This is a genomic window from Paraburkholderia agricolaris, from assembly GCF_009455635.1.
GTDB lineage: Bacteria > Pseudomonadota > Gammaproteobacteria > Burkholderiales > Burkholderiaceae > Paraburkholderia > Paraburkholderia agricolaris.
In genome coordinates this window covers 94,249-111,698 of the sequence record NZ_QPER01000001.1, presented here as the reverse complement: position 1 = coordinate 111,698, position 17,450 = coordinate 94,249, and the positions used below count along the sequence as shown (strand labels likewise).

13 protein-coding genes and 1 tRNA gene are annotated in these 17,450 nt (G+C 62.0%); 3 read left to right on the top strand and 11 right to left on the bottom strand.

Annotated elements, in window-relative coordinates; all coding sequences use genetic code 11:
• Window positions 1–130 precede the first annotated feature (130 nt).
• From GH665_RS00455 to def, 9 genes are all read right to left on the bottom strand, one after another.
• Window positions 131–206: transfer RNA gene (locus tag GH665_RS00455), tRNA-Phe, on the bottom strand.
• A gap of 93 nt (window positions 207–299) precedes the next feature.
• On the bottom strand, window positions 300–989 hold the full coding sequence (gene esaR / locus GH665_RS00450) for a response regulator transcription factor EsaR (RefSeq protein ID WP_153134221.1): 690 nt from the start codon (window positions 987–989) through the stop codon (window positions 300–302).
• The gene (locus tag GH665_RS00445) at window positions 990–3,404 is read right to left on the bottom strand and encodes a sensor histidine kinase (protein ID WP_153134220.1); all 2,415 of its coding nucleotides are present in this window, start codon (window positions 3,402–3,404) and stop codon (window positions 990–992) included. It lies immediately after the preceding gene.
• Window positions 3,394–3,993, bottom strand: coding sequence for a DUF4390 domain-containing protein (locus GH665_RS00440; protein ID WP_153134219.1), 600 nt, complete (start codon window positions 3,991–3,993; stop codon window positions 3,394–3,396). The genes GH665_RS00445 and GH665_RS00440 overlap by 11 nt, the downstream gene beginning before the upstream one ends.
• Window positions 3,990–5,429, bottom strand: coding sequence for a 16S rRNA (cytosine(967)-C(5))-methyltransferase RsmB (gene rsmB / locus GH665_RS00435; protein ID WP_153134218.1), 1,440 nt, complete (start codon window positions 5,427–5,429; stop codon window positions 3,990–3,992). The genes GH665_RS00440 and rsmB overlap by 4 nt, the downstream gene beginning before the upstream one ends.
• A 162-nt stretch (window positions 5,430–5,591) precedes the next feature.
• Window positions 5,592–6,449 carry a zinc metalloprotease HtpX gene (gene htpX / locus GH665_RS00430; protein WP_074285754.1) on the bottom strand — a complete coding sequence of 286 codons (858 nt, stop codon included), beginning with the start codon at window positions 6,447–6,449 and terminating at the stop codon, window positions 5,592–5,594.
• 103 nt (window positions 6,450–6,552) lie between these two features.
• Window positions 6,553–7,194 (bottom strand): LysE family translocator, encoded by a 642-nt coding sequence (locus GH665_RS00425; protein ID WP_153134217.1) that lies wholly within the window; start codon window positions 7,192–7,194, stop codon window positions 6,553–6,555.
• Window positions 7,195–7,318: 124 nt separating this feature from the next.
• Window positions 7,319–8,305: a methionyl-tRNA formyltransferase gene (gene fmt, locus GH665_RS00420; RefSeq protein WP_153134216.1), complete on the bottom strand. Its 987-nt coding sequence runs from the start codon at window positions 8,303–8,305 to the stop codon at window positions 7,319–7,321.
• 31 nt (window positions 8,306–8,336) lie between these two features.
• Window positions 8,337–8,840, bottom strand: a complete 504-nt coding sequence (gene def, locus GH665_RS00415) for a peptide deformylase (protein WP_153134215.1) — start codon at window positions 8,838–8,840, stop codon at window positions 8,337–8,339.
• A gap of 244 nt (window positions 8,841–9,084) precedes the next feature.
• On the opposite strand from def, the gene dprA reads away from it, so the two are divergent.
• The 3 genes from dprA to GH665_RS00400 all read left to right on the top strand — a co-directional run bounded on the left by dprA (window position 9,085) and on the right by GH665_RS00400 (window position 13,740).
• Window positions 9,085–10,344, top strand: coding sequence for a DNA-processing protein DprA (dprA, locus tag GH665_RS00410; RefSeq protein ID WP_153134214.1), 1,260 nt, complete (start codon window positions 9,085–9,087; stop codon window positions 10,342–10,344).
• Window positions 10,345–10,433: 89 nt separating this feature from the next.
• The gene (locus GH665_RS00405) at window positions 10,434–10,811 is read left to right on the top strand and encodes a thioredoxin family protein (protein WP_028197703.1); all 378 of its coding nucleotides are present in this window, start codon (window positions 10,434–10,436) and stop codon (window positions 10,809–10,811) included.
• Window positions 10,812–11,061: 250 nt separating this feature from the next.
• On the top strand, window positions 11,062–13,740 hold the full coding sequence (locus GH665_RS00400; protein ID WP_153134213.1) for a DNA topoisomerase III: 2,679 nt from the start codon (window positions 11,062–11,064) through the stop codon (window positions 13,738–13,740).
• A 114-nt stretch (window positions 13,741–13,854) separates the two neighbouring features.
• Here the strand turns inward: GH665_RS00400 and GH665_RS00395 are convergent, their stop codons facing one another.
• On the bottom strand, window positions 13,855–14,955 hold the full coding sequence (locus GH665_RS00395; protein ID WP_153134212.1) for a LysR family transcriptional regulator: 1,101 nt from the start codon (window positions 14,953–14,955) through the stop codon (window positions 13,855–13,857).
• A 342-nt stretch (window positions 14,956–15,297) separates the two neighbouring features.
• Complete coding sequence (locus GH665_RS00390) at window positions 15,298–17,166, bottom strand: phosphoenolpyruvate carboxykinase (GTP) (protein ID WP_153134211.1); 1,869 nt, start codon at window positions 17,164–17,166, stop codon at window positions 15,298–15,300.
• Between the last annotated feature and the right edge of the window lie 284 nt (window positions 17,167–17,450).

Below are 17,450 nucleotides of genomic sequence, written 5' to 3'. Positions count from 1 at the left end.
GCGATTTTATCACGCGACGCACAATGCCGCCGAGCACGCCCCATCGCAGTACCAAACGGGCGACGCCGCCACGAGAACGCCCACAAAAGGAAAAGCCCCAGGAATCTTGCGATTTCCTGGGGCTGAATCCTGGTGGCCTGGGACGGAATCGAACCATCGACACGCGGATTTTCAATCCGCTGCTCTACCAACTGAGCTACCGGGCCAACGAAGAACGAAATGATATCAAAGGGTCAGCAGCACGGCAAGCCCCCTCTCGAAAAAATCTGGCTTGCCCGACCCAGCGCATTGCGCAGCCGTTACTCCCCTTTGTTCTTACCGAGATCGACACCGAGCTGCTTGAGCTTGCGATACAGGTGCGTACGCTCGAGGCCGGTCTTCTCCGCGACGCGCGTCATGCTGCCATTCTCGCGCGCGAGGTGATATTCGAAGTAAGCGCGCTCGAACGCATCGCGCGCGTCGCGCAACGGGATATCGAACGAAATCGACGCCGTTTGCGCGGCCAATGCGCCGCTGCCCATGCCATCCGACGACAGCATCGGCAACGCAGCCGCCGATGCCACGGTCGAAGCGCTGACCGGCAACGCCTGCTTGGCGACCGCGCCGCCCGGCGCAGTTGCGGCATTGCCGCGGGCGAGGCCCTGCTCGACCGCCTTCAGCAGCTTCTGCAACGCAATCGGCTTCTCAAGGAAATTGAGTGCGCCGATCTTGGTCGCTTCAACCGCCGTATCGATGGTTGCATGGCCGGACATCATGATCACCGGCATGGTCAGTTGCCCTTGCGCGGCCCACTCTTTGAGCAAGGTCACACCGTCGGTATCGGGCATCCAGATGTCGAGCAGCACCAGGTCCGGCGCCTGACGCAAGCGGAACTCGCGCGCTTCCTGCGCGTTTTCCGCGGCCTCCACGACATGCCCCTCGTCGCTCAGGATCTCCGAGAGCAATTCCCGGATGCCCATTTCATCATCTACCACCAGGATGGTTGCCATTTACGCTGCCCTTGTCTGCACTGTTGCTTTTGTCGTTCCCTGCGACGCATTGCCATGCGCCGGCCGCAGCCCTGCTCCAGGTGCCGCGGCATCGTCTGCCAGTTGAAGGAAGAGGATCGATATCTGCGCGCCTTCGATCACATCGCCCGCTTTCATGCGGTTGCGAATGTCGATGCGCGCGCCGTGTTCGTCGACGATCTTCTTGACCATCGCAAGACCCAGACCTGTACCTTTGGCCTTGGTCGTCACGTAAGGTTCGAATGCACGTGTGAGGATACGCGCTGGGAAGCCCGGTCCGTTATCCGACACTGTCAGACGCACCGCGACGCGTACCTTGCCTTCCGCGTCGGGGTCTCCGTATTCTACTGTCCTCGTCTCGAGCAACACATGCGGCTGTTCGGCGTCGGCCACGGCGTCCTGTGCATTCTGCAGCAGGTTGTGAATCACCTGGCGCAATTGCGTCGCGTCGCCGCGAATCGCCGGCAAGTCTGCGAGTTCCACCTGAATCGCGCCCTTGCCTTCTTCGATACCGTACAACGTCAGCACTTCGCTGACCAGTTCGTTTAACTGCAGGTGGGCGAGCACCGCCGGCGGCGTACGCGCGTAGTCGCGGAAATTGTCGACCATCTGCTTCATCGCCGCGACCTGGTTGACGATCGTGGTGGCGCCGCGCTTCAGCACGTCGGCATCCGACGGCGACAGCTTGTCGGCAAGCTTCATCTGCAAACGCTCGGCGGAAAGCTGAATCGGCGTGAGCGGATTCTTGATCTCGTGCGCGAGACGCCGCGCCACTTCGCCCCAGGCGATCGAGCGCTGCGCCGAGATCACATCCGAAATATCGTCGAACACGACGACGTAGCCGGAGGTCTGCATGTCTTCCGCGTCGCGATCCGTGGCGGACACGAGGCGCGCGCCACGCACAAGCAGCGTGAGCGGCTCGGTTTCGCCCGGCACCTGTACCGAGAACTGCTGCTGCCAGTGGCCGCGATCGTCGTGACCGTCACCGCTTGCGGCTTCACGATCGGCAAACGCCTTGCGCACCATGCCGCCAAATTCGCTCAACACGCCGATCTGTTCAAGTGCCGAGCCCAGCACTTCCTGGAACTGCTGGCGGAAAATCCGCTCAGCGCCACGGTTCGCCGTGGTGAGGCGGAACTGCCGGTCGAACACGAACACGCCCGCCGTCAAATTCGCGAGAATGCTTTCCAGATAGGCCTTGGAATGCTCGAGCGCGATGCGGTTGTTCTCGACCGCCGCGCGTGCCTCGGACAACTGCCGCGTCATCGCATTGAACGACTGCGTGAGAAAACCCAGTTCGTCGCGCGATTTGATTTCGCGCTTTGGCGTGTAGTCGCCTTCGGTCACTTCCTTGGTGCCCTGCGCGAGCAGAAACAACGGCCGGGCCAGCTGATTACCGAGCGCGAGCGCCAGCATCATCGCGATGAAGGTGGCGAGGAACAGCGCGAGCGTCAGCGTGCCGATATACATCTTGCGCAAGCCGGTGCGGCCCAGCGCCTTCTCCTGATACTCGCGATAGGCCCGCTGCACCGCGTCGGCATTGCGCGCGAGCGTGGGCGACACCGGCTGAGTGAGTTGCAGGAAGCGCTCGGCGGGCTGCAGCAGCGACGCGTTCGAATCGGGAATGCGCTGCACGACGCGTAGCCGCAGCGCACCCTTGCCGCCATGCGCGTTCGGATCGCCGTCGACTTCACCCTCGATCGCCGCATAGCCGCGGCCACGCGCCTGATCGATCATCAGCGGCGTGGGCAAGTCGTTCGACACGAGCGTCGCGTAATTGCCGGATGCCTGCGCGACCACGTGCATCTCCGGCGTCGCGCCCGACATGCTGCGCGTGGGTTCGACGATCGTCGCGTCCTGCACGCCGAACTGATCGCGCAGGCGCAGCAGCGTGAGTGTCGTGCCGGCGGCGTCCGCGCTCGCCAACTGCTCGGACATCAAGCGGCCCTTGGTCTGCAGATCGGACAGCGACGCGTCGAGCATGCCGCGGCCGAGATTCAGACCCGAGGTCAACGCGGTTTCGACGTTCACGTCGAACCACGACTCGATACTGCGAGACACGAACTGGTACGAGACGACGTAAATGATGCCGCCCGGCACCACGCCGACCAGCGCCATGAAAAACGCGAGTTTGGCTAAAAGCCGCGTACCGAACTTACCTTTCCTGAGCCGCGCAATGATGATGATGACGAGCGTCGCCACCACCAGCAAAAAGATCATCGCGACCACGAGGTTGGCCGCGTACAGCCACTGGTAATAGCGGTCGAAAAATTCGGTATTCGCGCTCGCCGCTGCAAGCAGCACGAGCAGCAGCACGGCCGTCACGGCGACCGTGGACACCAGCACGCGCACGACGATGCTGCTGACACTGGTGGCGCGGCGCACTCTATTTAGCACGTTCGGTCACCGTGAAGGTAAAGCGCTTCCAATCCGACGAAAGGCTCCAGTCGCGGTTATTCACCGCGTCGATCTGGAACGGCTTGGGCATCAGCGCGATGTCGAGCTGCATGCGCACCGACGCGTTGTAGGTTTCCCCGACACGCACCTGACTGCGGTCGATCACATGCCACGACGTGATGTGCTTGATCACGGCGAGCGCATCCTTGAGCGTGGTGAAGCCGAGTTGCAACCCGCCCGACGACACGCTCGACACACGATACTCACGCGTGAGCGGCTGGAACGACAGGCGAATGCTCTGCGACACGCTGACTGGCTGCTCGTCGAACCAGTACCAGCGTGGCCGGCTGAGTTCGAAGTCGGTCGTGAAATACAGCGGAATCCCCTTGTTGACGGCGTCTTCGAGATTGCTGTTCAGGTCGAAGTCGAAACGCGCGTCGAGGTTCCAGCCAGTGTTGTCCGATTGCAGCGAGGCGCGCTGGACCGCAATCGAATCGGCATACGCCGCGCCCGGCACGGCAAGCCAGACGGCCAGCGCGATCCAGAGCACGGCAGCGAGCCGAAGCGGGAAGAAGCGTTTGATGGTCACCGTTTCTGAAAGCGCGCGTAGAAAAATCCGTCGTGGTCTGAGTTCGAGCCGGCGCTATCTTCAGCGGCATCTCCGGCATGGGACCCGGCCGATGTGTCGGCGGGCGCGCGGGCAACTGAGGGTAAAAGTTGCCCCGGCGCGTCCAATCGTACCGCATCCTGATACTTGTTTCCAAACCACTGTGCCTGCAACTCGCCTTCTTCAGGGAAGATCGAACACGTAACATAGAGCAACTCGCCGCCTGGCTTCACAAGCGGCCAAAGCGCGTCGAGAATGCGGCGCTGCTCGGCGACCAGCGCGGGAATATCCGACGCGCGGCGCAGCCAGCGAATATCCGGATGCCGCCGCACGATGCCCGAGGCCGAACACGGGACGTCCGCCAGGATGCGGTCGAACGGCTGGTCAATGTCGTCATGCCATTTTGCCGGTGCGCCCGCGTCGCCGATACGCACTTCCGCTTCGAGCTTGAGCCGCAGCAAGTTTTCACCGATCCGCCGCGCGCGCGATGCGTCACTTTCGAGCGCCACCAGTTGCACGTTGGCGAGTTCGAGCAGATGGCCGGTCTTGCCGCCAGGCGCCGCGCACGCGTCGAGTACGCGCATGCCGTCACGCACGCCAAGCAGTTGTGCGGCGAGCTGCGCGGCGGCGTCCTGCACGGATACCACGCCGTCGCTAAAGCCGGGAATGCGGTCAACCGGCATTGGCGTGGCGAGCTTGACGGCGTACTCACCGGCCCGGCTCGCGGGAATATGATGGTCGTGCAGCACTTGCAGATACGCATCGACTGTCGAGCGGCGTGCGTTCACGCGCAACGTCAGCGGGCCCTGCGTATTGCCGGCAGCGAGCACGGCTTGCCATGCGTCGGGCCACGCGGCTCTGACGGCATCGATCCACCACACCGGGTAGTTCCAGCGCGCAACTTCGTCGGCTTGCGCCGCGCTCAACAGCGTCTCGCGCTCGCGAAGGAAACTGCGCAGCACAGCGTTGACAAGACCCTTCGCAAACGAGAACTCACGGCGCGCGGCGATGGCGCTCACAGCCTGATCGACGACAGTGAACGGCGCGTAGGCGGCATTCGCTTCATCATCGATCAGCAAGGCGAGCGCACAGGCAAGCACATGGCCGACGTGCGGCGGCGGCGCCTTCTTCACCAGCTTCGCGATCAGCCACTCGGCGGTCCCCAGACGCCGCATGGTGCGGTACGCGATATCCTGCACGGCTCCGCGCGCGGCCGCAACGCTGCCTTCAGGCGCGGACACGAATACGGATTGCAGCGCGGCGGGCAAAGCCGCGCCGAGGCGCACGGCGCCGATGGACTGGCCCGCGCAATCGAGCGCAAAACCGAGCGATTCGGGCGCGAGGTGCAGCATCGACAGACGGGATTCGCGCGGACGCGCCGAGGGAGTAGCAGAACGCGAAGAAGGCTTTGGAGTCATGAAAGAGGCAAAGGCAGGCCGCGCGGTGCGCGCAACCCAAACAGCACACATTGTAGCGTGGTGCGGGACGGGGACCGCCGAGCGCGGACCGGGGGTGTGAGGGCTCAAACAAAAAGGCGAGCCCGCAGACTCGCCTTTCGTCACGCCGGGTCAGTGAACCCGTTACTCGAAGCGCCCCGTACGCGCCATTTCCATCAACCGTGCGATACGTTCCTCGGTAGCCGGGTGCGTGGAGAACAGATTTGCAATGCCGCCGCCCGCCAGCGGATTCATGATCATCATCTGCGCGGTGGCCGGATGCTGCTCGGCCGTGGGGAACGGGATTCCGCTCGCGTAGCGATGGATCTTGTCGAGTGCCGAGGCGAGCGCCTGAGGATCGCCGGAAATCTGCGCGCCGCCACGGTCCGCCTCGAATTCGCGGGCACGCGAAATCGCCATCTGAATCAGCGCGCCGGCGATCGGCGCGAGCAACGCAACAGCGATGCCCGCAATCGGGTTGGTCGGACGACCGTTTTCGTCCCGGCTGCCAAAGAACATCGCGAAGTTCGCCAGCGCGGAAATGGCACCCGCCATGGTTGCCGACACCGTGGAGATCAGGATGTCGCGGTGCTTCACGTGCGCCAGTTCGTGCGCCATCACGCCGCGCATTTCGCGCTCGGACAGCACGCGCAAGATGCCGGTAGTGGCGGCAACAGCCGCATGCTCCGGATTGCGGCCCGTGGCGAACGCGTTCGGCGCGTCTTCGTTGATCAGGTAGACGCGCGGCATCGGCAGATTCGCGCGGGTGGCGAGTTCGCGCACCATGCGGTAGAACTGCGGCGCACTGTTTTCGTCCACTTCCTGCGCGTTGTACATGCGCAGGACCATCTTGTCCGAGAACCAGTACGAAAAGAAATTCATCCCAAGGGCGATCACGAGCGCGATCATCATGCCGCGCGACCCGCCGATCATCCCGCCGATCACGATGAAAAGGGCCGTGATCGCGGCCATCAACATCGCGGTTTTGACCCAATTGAACATGTCTGCAACTCCTTGCCCTAACACGGGTTCATATCTGCACCGCATGATCGCGGCGACTGATTGTAAGCTAATTGTTAGATATGGGTGCGCGAGGAAAATTCAATCATCTTGATGCAGTGGCGAGCTTGAGGCCCAAGCCAACGAATGCGCTGCCGACGCCGCGGTCCAGCCATTTCTTCACCGACGGCTTGCCGGAGAAACGACGGGTCACGCTGCCGGCAATCCACGCGACAAAACTGTTCCAGATCATGCTCATCACGACGAAGACCACGCCGAGCATGAGGAACGCCAGCGCCTTATGGTCGCTGCCGGTTGTGACGAATTGCGGAAAAAACGATACGAAGAACAGTACGACCTTGGGGTTCAGCACATTGGTCCAGAAGCCTTGCAGGAACAGCTGACGCAGCGATTTCGGCGCCCCGGCCCCGCGCGCTTCGCCCACGGCCTGGTCAGCCGCCGGCTTGGCGAAAACCAGCCGCACGCCGAGATAGATCAGATAAATAGCGCCGACGAACTTGATGACCGTGAACGCGGTGGCCGACGCGGCCAGCAGCGCCGTCAAGCCAAACGCGCAAGCCAGCGAATGAACGCAGCAACCGGCGGAGATGCCGAGCGCGGACATCAAGCCTGCGCCACGCCCTTGGGCGACGCTGCGCCCTACGATGTAGGCCGTATCGGGACCGGGCGTCACGTTCAGCAGAAAGACCGCGACGACGAAAAACTCGAAATGGGTGATGCCAAACATGGGGATCCTCTAAACACGGCCTGTTCACGGCCCGTTGCATAGAGGATTCTAACGCGCCACAGGCTCCCGGCGGGACTCCTGAACATCGGCCGAACGGACGATGTTCAAGGTAGGTTCAACTCGGTTATTTTGCTTCGGGAAGCTGGAAACGCTGACCGGCCGCCAGCGTTGCACCGGCCAGGAATTCGCGCACCGGCAAGCGCTTGCCACCGGGCTTTTGCAGTTGCGTGAGACGCAGTGCGCCCTCGCCACAGGCAACCACGACGCCCTCTGGAGATACGTCCACGATCACACCGGGCGCGCTGCTGCCTTGCGCCTCGACCGGGACTGCCGCCCATATCTTGATCGACGTGCCGTCTTCCAGCGTACCCACGCCACCGGGAAACGGATCGAACGCGCGCACCTGGCGGGCGAGAACCGCAGCCGGCTTACGCCAGTCGAGCGCAGCCTCGTGCTTGCCGATCTTTTCCGCGTAGGTGACGCCGTCCGCCGGTTGCGGCGTTGCCGTCAGCTTGCCGCTGCGCTCGAGTTCGATCAGCGCTTCGACGATCAGCCTGGCACCGTCTTGCGCGAGACGGTCATGCAGGAGGGCCGTGGTGTCGTTGTCGGAAATCGGCGTGCGCGCTTCGGAGATCATCGCGCCGGTATCGAGGCCGGCGTCCATCTGCATCAGGGTGATGCCGGTTTCGGCGTCGCCCGCTTCGATCGCCCGATGGATCGGCGCGGCGCCGCGCCAACGCGGCAACAACGATGCGTGAATGTTGATGCAGCCTAGCGGCGGAATATCGAGCACTTCCTGCGGCAGGATCAGACCATAGGCGGCCACCACCATCACGTCGTGAGGCGTGGCGCGCAGTTGATCGATCGCAGCGGTGGCTTCAGCCGGATATTTGCCGGCGCGGCGCAGCGATGGCGGCTGCGCGACGGCAATACCATGCTCCTGCGCGTAGCGTTTGACCGGGCTCGCCTGTAATTTCATCCCGCGTCCCGCAGGTTGATCCTGCCGGGTCAGCACGAGCGGCACCGGAAAGCCGGCGCTGTGGATCGCGGCCAGCGCGGCCGCGGCGAACTCCGGCGTGCCGGCAAAGATGACGCGCAACGAATGACTCATGAACGGGTGCGGTAGGCGAGGTGGACGCGCATTACATCGCGTGGGCGAGCTTCTTCATCTTGCTCTTGATGCGCGTCTGCTTCAGCGACGACAGGTACTCGACGAACACGCGGCCCATCAGGTGATCCATTTCGTGCTGAATACACACAGCCAGCAAGCCTTCGCAATCGATCTCGAAGGTTTCGCCCTTCTCGTTCTGCGCCCGCACGCGCACTTTCTCAGCGCGCTCGACGTTGTCATAAATGCCCGGCACCGAGAGGCAGCCCTCTTCCGAGAGCTTCTTCTCGTTACTCGACCAGATGATTTCCGGGTTGATGAAGGCGAGCAGTTCGTCGTGCGTTTCCGACACGTCGATCACGACCACGCGTTCATGCACGTCCACCTGGGTCGCCGCGAGGCCGACGCCCGGCGCGGCGTACATCGTTTCGGCCATGTCGGCGACGAGCCGGCGGATGCGGTCGTTGACCACTTCGACCGGCTTCGCAATCTTGTGCAGCCGCTTGTCCGGGTAATTGAGGATGTTCAGTAAAGCCATGATCTTGAGTGTGTTTTATAGGCGCCGCTGCCCGGTGGAAGGCTAGCGTTGGCCATTCGGCCAGGTTGTGGACGCATCGCGTTACGCAGACGATAGATGGTGTCGAACCGGTTCGATTCAACGCGCCACGTGCGCTAAACGACGAGCCCGCGCGGGTGGGCGCGGCGCTGCAGTTATTTCGGATGATGAAAATTTTAGCATGGCGCCCGCCTGCCCGCTGGCCCTGTAAGAGGATCGACTCTCAATGCGTACCTTGCCCGCAACCCATATTGAACTCGCCGCCTGGCTGCGGCTTTCGCTCGCGCCAGGGCTGAAACCCGCCGCGCTGCGTCTGCTGCTGAGCGCTTTTGGACTGCCGGAAGCGATTTTTAATCAGCCGCTCGAGGCCCTTGCCGGGATTGCAGGCGAGGCTGCGGCGCGTGCTGTACTGGCACCGTCCAGCCCGGACTTCGACGCGCAACTCGATGCGGTAATCGCGTGGCGCGAGCTGTCCGGCAACCATGTGGTGACCCTCGATGATCCTGCCTACCCGCCCGCGTTACTCACCATGCCTGATCCGCCGCCGCTACTATATATAAAGGGCCGGTTGAATCTGCTGCACACAAGAGCGGTCGCGCTGGTGGGGAGCCGCAGCGCGACCCCACAGGGCGCCGAAGACGCCGAACGCTTCGCGCGTGAGCTTTCACAAGCGGGCGTCACTATCGTGTCGGGGCTGGCGCTGGGTATCGACGGCGCCGCGCACCGGGGCGGCCTCGAAGGTGTCGGTAGCACCGTGGCCGTGATCGGCACCGGCGCGGATCTCGTGTATCCAGCCGCGCATCATGCGCTGGCGCGGCAGATTGCGGCGCAAGGCGCGATCCTTTCGGAGTGGCCGCTCGGCACGCCCGCGCGCGCCGCCAATTTTCCGCAACGTAACCGCTTGATCGCTGGCCTGGTCAGCGGGGTTGTAATCGTCGAGGCCGCAATGCGCTCCGGTTCGCTGATCACAGCTCGTCTCGCCAATGAAATGGGGCGCGATATCTTCGCGTTGCCGGGCTCGATCCATGCGCCGTTGTCGCGCGGTTGTCATCGGATTATCAAGCAGGGCGCGAAGCTGGTGGAGACACCGGACGAAGTGCTGGAGGAACTGGGCTTCGGCAAGCATGTGGCAGCGAAGGCCGTCGGCCGGCTGACGGCTCTCTGGAACGGCGCGGGCACGCCTGAATCGCCCAAAACGCCTACGGCGGAAGGTGTTCAGCAGGATTTGACAACGGCGCACTCAATGGCGATCCAGCACGGGGCAGCTACGGCGCCCGCATCGTCAGTAGAGACACAGCCAACTATGAGCGCCGAAGCGCTGCAACTCCTCGACGCACTCGGTCACGCCCCCGCCACGCTTGAAATTCTTGCCACCCGCACCGAGATGGGAGACGCAGCATTACAAAACACGCTGCTGCAACTCGAACTCGCCGGCCACGTAACCGCGCTGCCCGGCGGCCGCTTTGCACGATCAACCCATGGCTGACCCCGCATTGACCAGGGTTGACCGCGATTTGGGATCGGCCATGCTACATTCGCGCCAAAGCACCTGATAAAAGTACGCAAGGAACCACCATGCCCGCGCTGAATCTCGACACCGACCAAGACCGGATTGCCGAGCGCGTCAACGAACCCGACACGCTGTTCGTCGCCTGCCTGTGCGCGGAGTGGTGCGGAACCTGCCGTGACTATCGGGAAGCCTTCAACCGCCTGGCGGATAAACATCCGGATATCTGTTTCGCATGGATCGACATCGAAACCCATGCGGACCGCTTCGACGATCTGGACGTCGAGAATTTCCCGACCATCCTGATCGAAGACTCAGTAACGACACGTTTTTTTGGCACGGTTTTGCCGCAGGCGGCAATTGTGGAGCGGATGTTGTCCGACCTGACGGCTGTGCCGGGCATCAGCGGCGCGCCCAAACTGCGGCCCGCGCTGACTGTCGCGTGAATGTGGCCCGCCGGCCGCTGAACCTTGCGGCACGGGCGTTGCGAGCGGTACACGGCGCGTTTTCCGCAGCTTGCACGGTTACTGAGCGCGCAATTATCATGGCGCGCTTTTTATGGCACTTGACACGCCGCTCTCGCGCCGTGTGCTATAAAGCGGTCGTTATTGGGTCGCAAAGGTCGCAAACGAGGGTCGCGCTGGCAAAAGCGCACTCAAGGCCATCAACCCGGATCTACCAACCTCACATCGAGTCATGTCCAAAGCACTGATCATCGCCGAAAAGCCTTCCGTCGCGAACGACATCGCGCGCGCTTTGGGCGGTTTTACCAAGCATGACGAATACTACGAAAGCGACGACTACGTCCTTTCCTCGGCAGTCGGCCACTTGCTGGAAATCGCCGCGCCCGAAGACTATGAAGTCAAACGCGGCAAGTGGAGCTTCGCCAATCTGCCCGTCATTCCGCCGCATTTCGATCTGAATCCGATCGCCAAGAGCGAGTCGCGCCTGAAGGTGCTGACCAAGCTGCTCAAGCGTAAAGATATCGATCGCCTGATCAACGCATGTGACGCGGGGCGCGAGGGCGAGCTGATTTTCCGTCTGATCGCGCAGCACGCAAAAGCCAAGCAGCCGGTGCAGCGCCTGTGGCTGCAATCCATGACGTCGGGCGCGATCCGCGACGGCTTTGCCCGTCTGCGTAGCGACGAAGAAATGCAGCCGCTCGCCGATGCGGCACGCTGCCGCTCCGAAGCGGACTGGCTGGTCGGCATCAACGGCACGCGAGCCATGACCGCGTTCAACAGCAAGGGCGGCGGCTTCTTCCTGACCACGGTCGGGCGGGTGCAGACCCCCACGCTGTCGATCGTGGTCGAGCGCGAAGAAAAGATTCGCCGCTTCGTGCCGCGCGATTACTGGGAAGTGAAGGCGGAGTTCGTCTGCGCGGCCGGTTTCTACGAAGGCCGCTGGTTCGACCCGAAATTCAAGCGCGACGAGTTCGATCCGGAAAAACGCGATTCGCGCCTGTGGGCACTGCCCGCGGCTGAAACGATCGTCGCGGCCTGCCGTGGCCAGATCGGCACGGTGACGGAAGAATCGAAGCCGTCCACGCAACTGTCGCCGGCTCTCTTTGACTTGACCAGCTTGCAGCGGGAAGCCAACGGCCGCTTCGGCTTCTCGGCCAAGAACACGCTCGGTCTTGCTCAGGCGCTGTACGAAAAGCACAAGGTGCTGACCTATCCCCGGACCGACGCACGTGCGTTGCCGGAAGACTATATGGATACGGTCAAGCAGACGCTCGGCATGCTCAAGGAGAGCAACAACTATCTGCCGTTTGCGAAGCAGGTGTTGGACAAGGGCTGGGTGAAGCCGAACAAGCGCATCTTCGACAACTCGAAGATCAGCGACCACTTTGCAATTATCCCCACGCTGCAGGCGCCGAAGAATCTGTCCGAACCGGAACAGAAGCTCTACGACCTGGTGGTGAAGCGCTTCCTGTCGGTATTCTTCCCTGCTGCCGAATTCCGGGTGACGACGCGCATCACGGAAGTGGTCGGCCATCACTTCAAGACCGAAGGCAAGGTGCTGGTTGAGCCGGGCTGGTTGCAGATCTATGGCCGCGAAATCGGCGGTGAAGATGCGAACCTCGTGCCGGTGCAGGCGAACGAGAAGGTCAAGACGGACAAGATCGCCGCGCAGCAACTGGTGACGAAACCGCCCGCGCGTTACAACGAAGCAACCTTGCTGTCGGCCATGGAAGGCGCGGGCAAGCTGGTCGAAGACGACGAATTGCGCGAAGCCATGGCGGCCAAGGGGCTCGGTACGCCGGCCACGCGCGCCGCCATTATCGAAGGGCTGCTCGGCGAAAAGTATCTGATCCGCGAAGGCCGCGATCTGATCCCGACCGCCAAGGCATTCCAGTTGATGACGCTGTTGCGCGGCCTCGGCGTGAAGGAATTGACCGCGCCGGAATTGACCGGCGAGTGGGAATACAAGCTCTCGCAAATGGAGCGGGGCAACCTGCCGCGCGACGCGTTCATGCAGGAAATCGCCCGCATGACGCAGACCATCGTCAAGCGCGCAAAGGAATACGATTCCGACACGATCCCGGGCGATTACGCGACGTTGCAGACGCCGTGTCCGAATTGCGGCGGCCAGGTGAAGGAAAACTACCGGCGCTTCGCGTGCTCGAAATGCGAGTTCTCAATCTCCAAGATTCCGGGCGGACGTCAGTTCGAAATCCCGGAAGTTGAAGAGCTTTTGCAGAACAAGACGATCGGACCGCTGTCGGGTTTCCGCAGCAAGATGGGCCGTCCGTTCTCCGCGATCCTGAAGCTCTCGCTCGACGACGAGATCAAGAACTACAAGCTCGAATTCGACTTCGGTCAGGATTCGGGCGGTGAGGACGGTGAACCGCCTGACTTCTCCGATCAGCAAGCGGTCGGCGCATGCCCGAAGTGCAAGGGTCGCGTGTTCGAACACGGCATGAGCTATGTCTGCGAGAACTCGGTTGCCAATCCGAAGACTTGCGACTTCCGCTCAGGCAAGGTGATTCTGCAGCAGGAAATCGCGCGCGAGCAGATGGCGAAATTGCTCGAAGAAGGACGCACTGATCTGCTGACGAACTTCAAGTCGTCGCGCACCGGCCGTAACTTCAAGGCATTCCTCGTCAAGCAGAACGACGGCAAGATCGGCTTCGAATTCGAGAAGAAAGAACCTTCGGCCAAAACAGCTGCGAAGACCGCAGCGGCCAAGGCAGCAGCAAAGGCGGCGCCGGAGTCGGATGACGAAGATACAGCGGTCGCAGTGAAGGCTGTGCCTGCCACCAAGAAGGCAGCAGCGAAGAAAGCGCCCGCGGCCAAGACCGCCGCTACAAAGACCGCAGCGGCCAAAAAAGCACCCGCGAAGAAAACGGCAGCCCGCAAGACCGGGTCGTAATTCTTAGGGTGTGTGACCGGAAGCACGCCGAGCTTCCGGTCAGTTCCGAAATTGCCAGTAAAAAAGGCGCAGTCACTTCCGTGACTGCGCCTTTTTATTTGTCGGCCAAATAAGTTACAGCGGCGATATAGCGGTAGGCCGTGGTCGGTTCGTCGTCTTTGCCAACGTCTTCGGCATCGGCGACAGTTCGCTATCCAGCAGCCGTGACAGCGGCTCAGCGCCGTCGAACGCTTCCGGCGGCATGTGATCCGCGGCATCGAGCGCGGTGGACGTGGCAGGCCTCTCAAGGCCGTCCTTGATCCACTGCTCGCCGAGCAGACTGTTCGGCGTCTGGCTGAAATGCTCGACCAGATGATCGATGAACGTACGCACCTTGGCCGGCAAGTGACGGCGGCTCGGATACGCAATGTTGATCTCGACCTGCGGCAAACGGAAATCGCCGAGCAAGCGCACGAGCCTGCCGCGCGTCATGTCGCGACCGATCAGATAGCTCGGCAAAATCGCGATCCCCATGCCGAGCAACGCAAACTGCCGCAGCATTTCCGTGTTGTTCGCCACGATCACGTTAGACGGACGCACACGCACTTCGCCTTCCGAACCCGTGAACACACGCTCGTCGCCCCAATACTCGGACGGCAAACTCAGGCACGGATGCTCAAGCAGATGCTCGGGACGCGTCGGCGTGCCGTGCTTCTCCAGATAAGCGGGCGTCGCACACACCGTCATACAACCCGTGGTCAAACGCCGCGTGACAATGCTTGCGCTGCGCATCTGCCGCGTGACCACCACGCCCACGTCGAAACCTTCTTCGACCAGATCGACCTGACGGTCGACCAGCGTGACATCGGGAATGACTTTCGGATAGCGCTCCGCGTATGTCTGCAGCACGGGCGCAAGGTTATGTAACCCGAACACGACCGGAGCGACGATTCGCAACGTGCCGACGGGTTCGTGATTGCGCGCGACGACCATCTGCTCGACGTCTTCCAGTTCGTCGAGAATCTGGCGGGCACGCTCAAGATAAACCTGACCGGATTCGGTCAGGGACAAGCTGCGGGTTGTGCGATTGAGCAGCCGTGTACCAAGACGGCCTTCGAGATCCGCAACGTGACGGGTGGCAACTGCGTTGGAAATATCCATCGCGCTCGCAGCGCGGGCAAAACTGCCGAGATCCGCCACTTTGACGAAAACTCGCATCGACTGCAAATGATCCATGGGACAACTCCTGCCGTGTTACAGCTTCCTGACAATTAGTGAAAACCAGTGAAGCGAACTTGGAATTCTCCTACGACTCGCGAAATCGTGCAGAAGTTGCCCGTCAAAGCGGAAATATTGTCGATATTTGTGCCACTGTGCTCCCCAGTGTGGGGCATGAGTCGCGATTGTTCCGACAATGGAAACAATCTGCTGCACCGCAGCTTGCACTGTCTTTTTTGTTCGAACAGATGCAAAGGTCACCCCGGCATCGTGAAATCAGAAAAAATCGAGATGCAGGAGCGATACGGCAAAGAAAAACCGCCCGAAGGCGGTTCTTATGCGAAGTGAATACTCACATATTCAAGCCGCAAGTTTTCCTTCAAGCGCACGTTTTGCCTCGGTCAAAGCCGGCGGCAGACCTTGCTGCAACGTGTCAAACAGTTCGGCATGCAGTTCGAGTTCGTCGCGCCAAGCCGCGTCGTCGACCGAGATCACCTGCTGGAATTGCTCGCGGCTGAAATCCAGGCCGCTCCAGTCGATGTCTTCATAGTGCGGCGACACGCCGAACGCGTGTTCTTCGCCTTGCGCGTTGCCTTCGATACGTCCGACCATCCAGCTCAACACCCGCATGTTCTCGCCGAAGCCCGGCCAGACGAACTTGCCGTCAGGACCCTTGCGGAACCAGTTGACGCAGAAGATTTTCGGCAGCCTGGCGTTCAGTTGCTCGAGACGCTCGCCGGTTTTCAGCCAGTGTCCGAAGTACTCGCTCATGTTGTAACCACAGAACGGCAGCATCGCGAACGGGTCGCGGCGCACCACGCCTTGCTGCCCCGCCGCCGCCGCGGTGGTTTCCGAGCCCATGGTCGCCGCCATGTAGACGCCTTCGACCCAGTTGCGCGCTTCGGTGACGAGCGGCACGGTGGTCGAGCGACGGCCGCCGAAGATGAACGCGTCGATCGCGACACCCGCCGGGTTCTCCCAGTCGGCATCGATCGACGGACACTGCGAGGCCGGCGCCGTGAAGCGCGCATTCGGGTGGGCGGCCTTGCGCCCGCTTTCCTTCGCGCTGGCCGGCGTCCAGTCCTTGCCCTGCCAGTCGATCAGGTGCGCGGGCGGCTCATCGGTCATGCCTTCCCACCACACGTCGCCGTCGTCCGTCAGCGCGACGTTCGTGAAGATGACGTTTTCCTTCAGCGTGGCCATCGCGTTGAAGTTTGTTTTCTCGCTCGTGCCCGGGGCGACGCCGAAATAGCCCGCCTCCGGATTGATCGCGTACAAACGACCGTCCTTACCTGGCTTGATCCACGCGATATCGTCGCCGATCGTGGAGATTTTCCAGCCGTTCAGGCCTTCCGGCGGGATCAGCATCGCGAAGTTGGTCTTGCCGCAAGCCGACGGAAACGCCGCCGCGACGTGATGTTTGCGCCCTTCCGGCGACGTCACGCCGAGAATCAGCATGTGTTCGGCGAGCCAACCTTCGGCGCGGCCCATGGTGGATGCGATGCGCAGCGCGAAGCACTTCTTGCCGAGCAGCGCATTGCCGCCGTAGCCCGAGCCGTAGCTCCAGATTTCGCGCGACTCAGGGAAATGGACGATGTATTTGGTGTCGTTGCACGGCCACGACACGTCTTTTTCGCCCGCCGCGAGCGGTGCGCCGACCGAATGCACGCACGGCACGAATTCGCCGTCCTCGCCCAGCACGTCGTACACTTTGCGCCCCATGCGGGTCATGATGCGCATGTTGGTCGCCACGTACGGGCTGTCGCTCAACTCGATGCCGATGTGCGCAATCGGCGAACCGAGCGGCCCCATCGAAAACGGCACCACGTACATGGTCCGGCCGCGCATGGCGCCCTCGAAGAGGCCGTCGAGCGTCGAGCGCATCTCCGCGGGTTCGATCCAGTTATTGGTTGGCCCGGCATCTTCCCGGCGTTTCGAGCAGATAAACGTGCGGTTTTCGACGCGCGCCACGTCCGACGGATCGGACCATGCCAGATAGGAGTTGGGACGTTTGGCGGGATTAAGCTTCTTGAGGGTGCCGGCTTCGACCATCTGGGCACAGAGGCGGTCGTATTCTTCCTGTGAACCATCGCACCAGACGATCCGATCGGGCCTGGTCAGGGCGGCAACGCGCTGGACCCATTCGATCAGTTTTCGGTGTTTGACCCACGTGGGCGCCGCTGCGGACACCTCGACGTTGGGCTGTCCTTCGAATGAGGGATGATTCATCGACTTGTCTCCGTTTTGAAAGCAATAGAAAAACGGTACAAGCCCAGAGACGCTGCATGCGAGAGGCGTTCAATTCACCGCGCCGACATTTCTACAAACCGACGCGTTATTGTGCAGGTCATCGTGGGCCACACAACCTGTTGCGCGGAGGCGCCGATCCACCGTCTTGCCGACGGTTTGTCTGCAACCGTCTGTAAAGCGGCTTGCCTCAACACGCAACAAACTGTTAAAAACGATGTCAATCGGCCTTGCCGTGGCGCTACCGTTCTTTGCGGCAGCTTCTA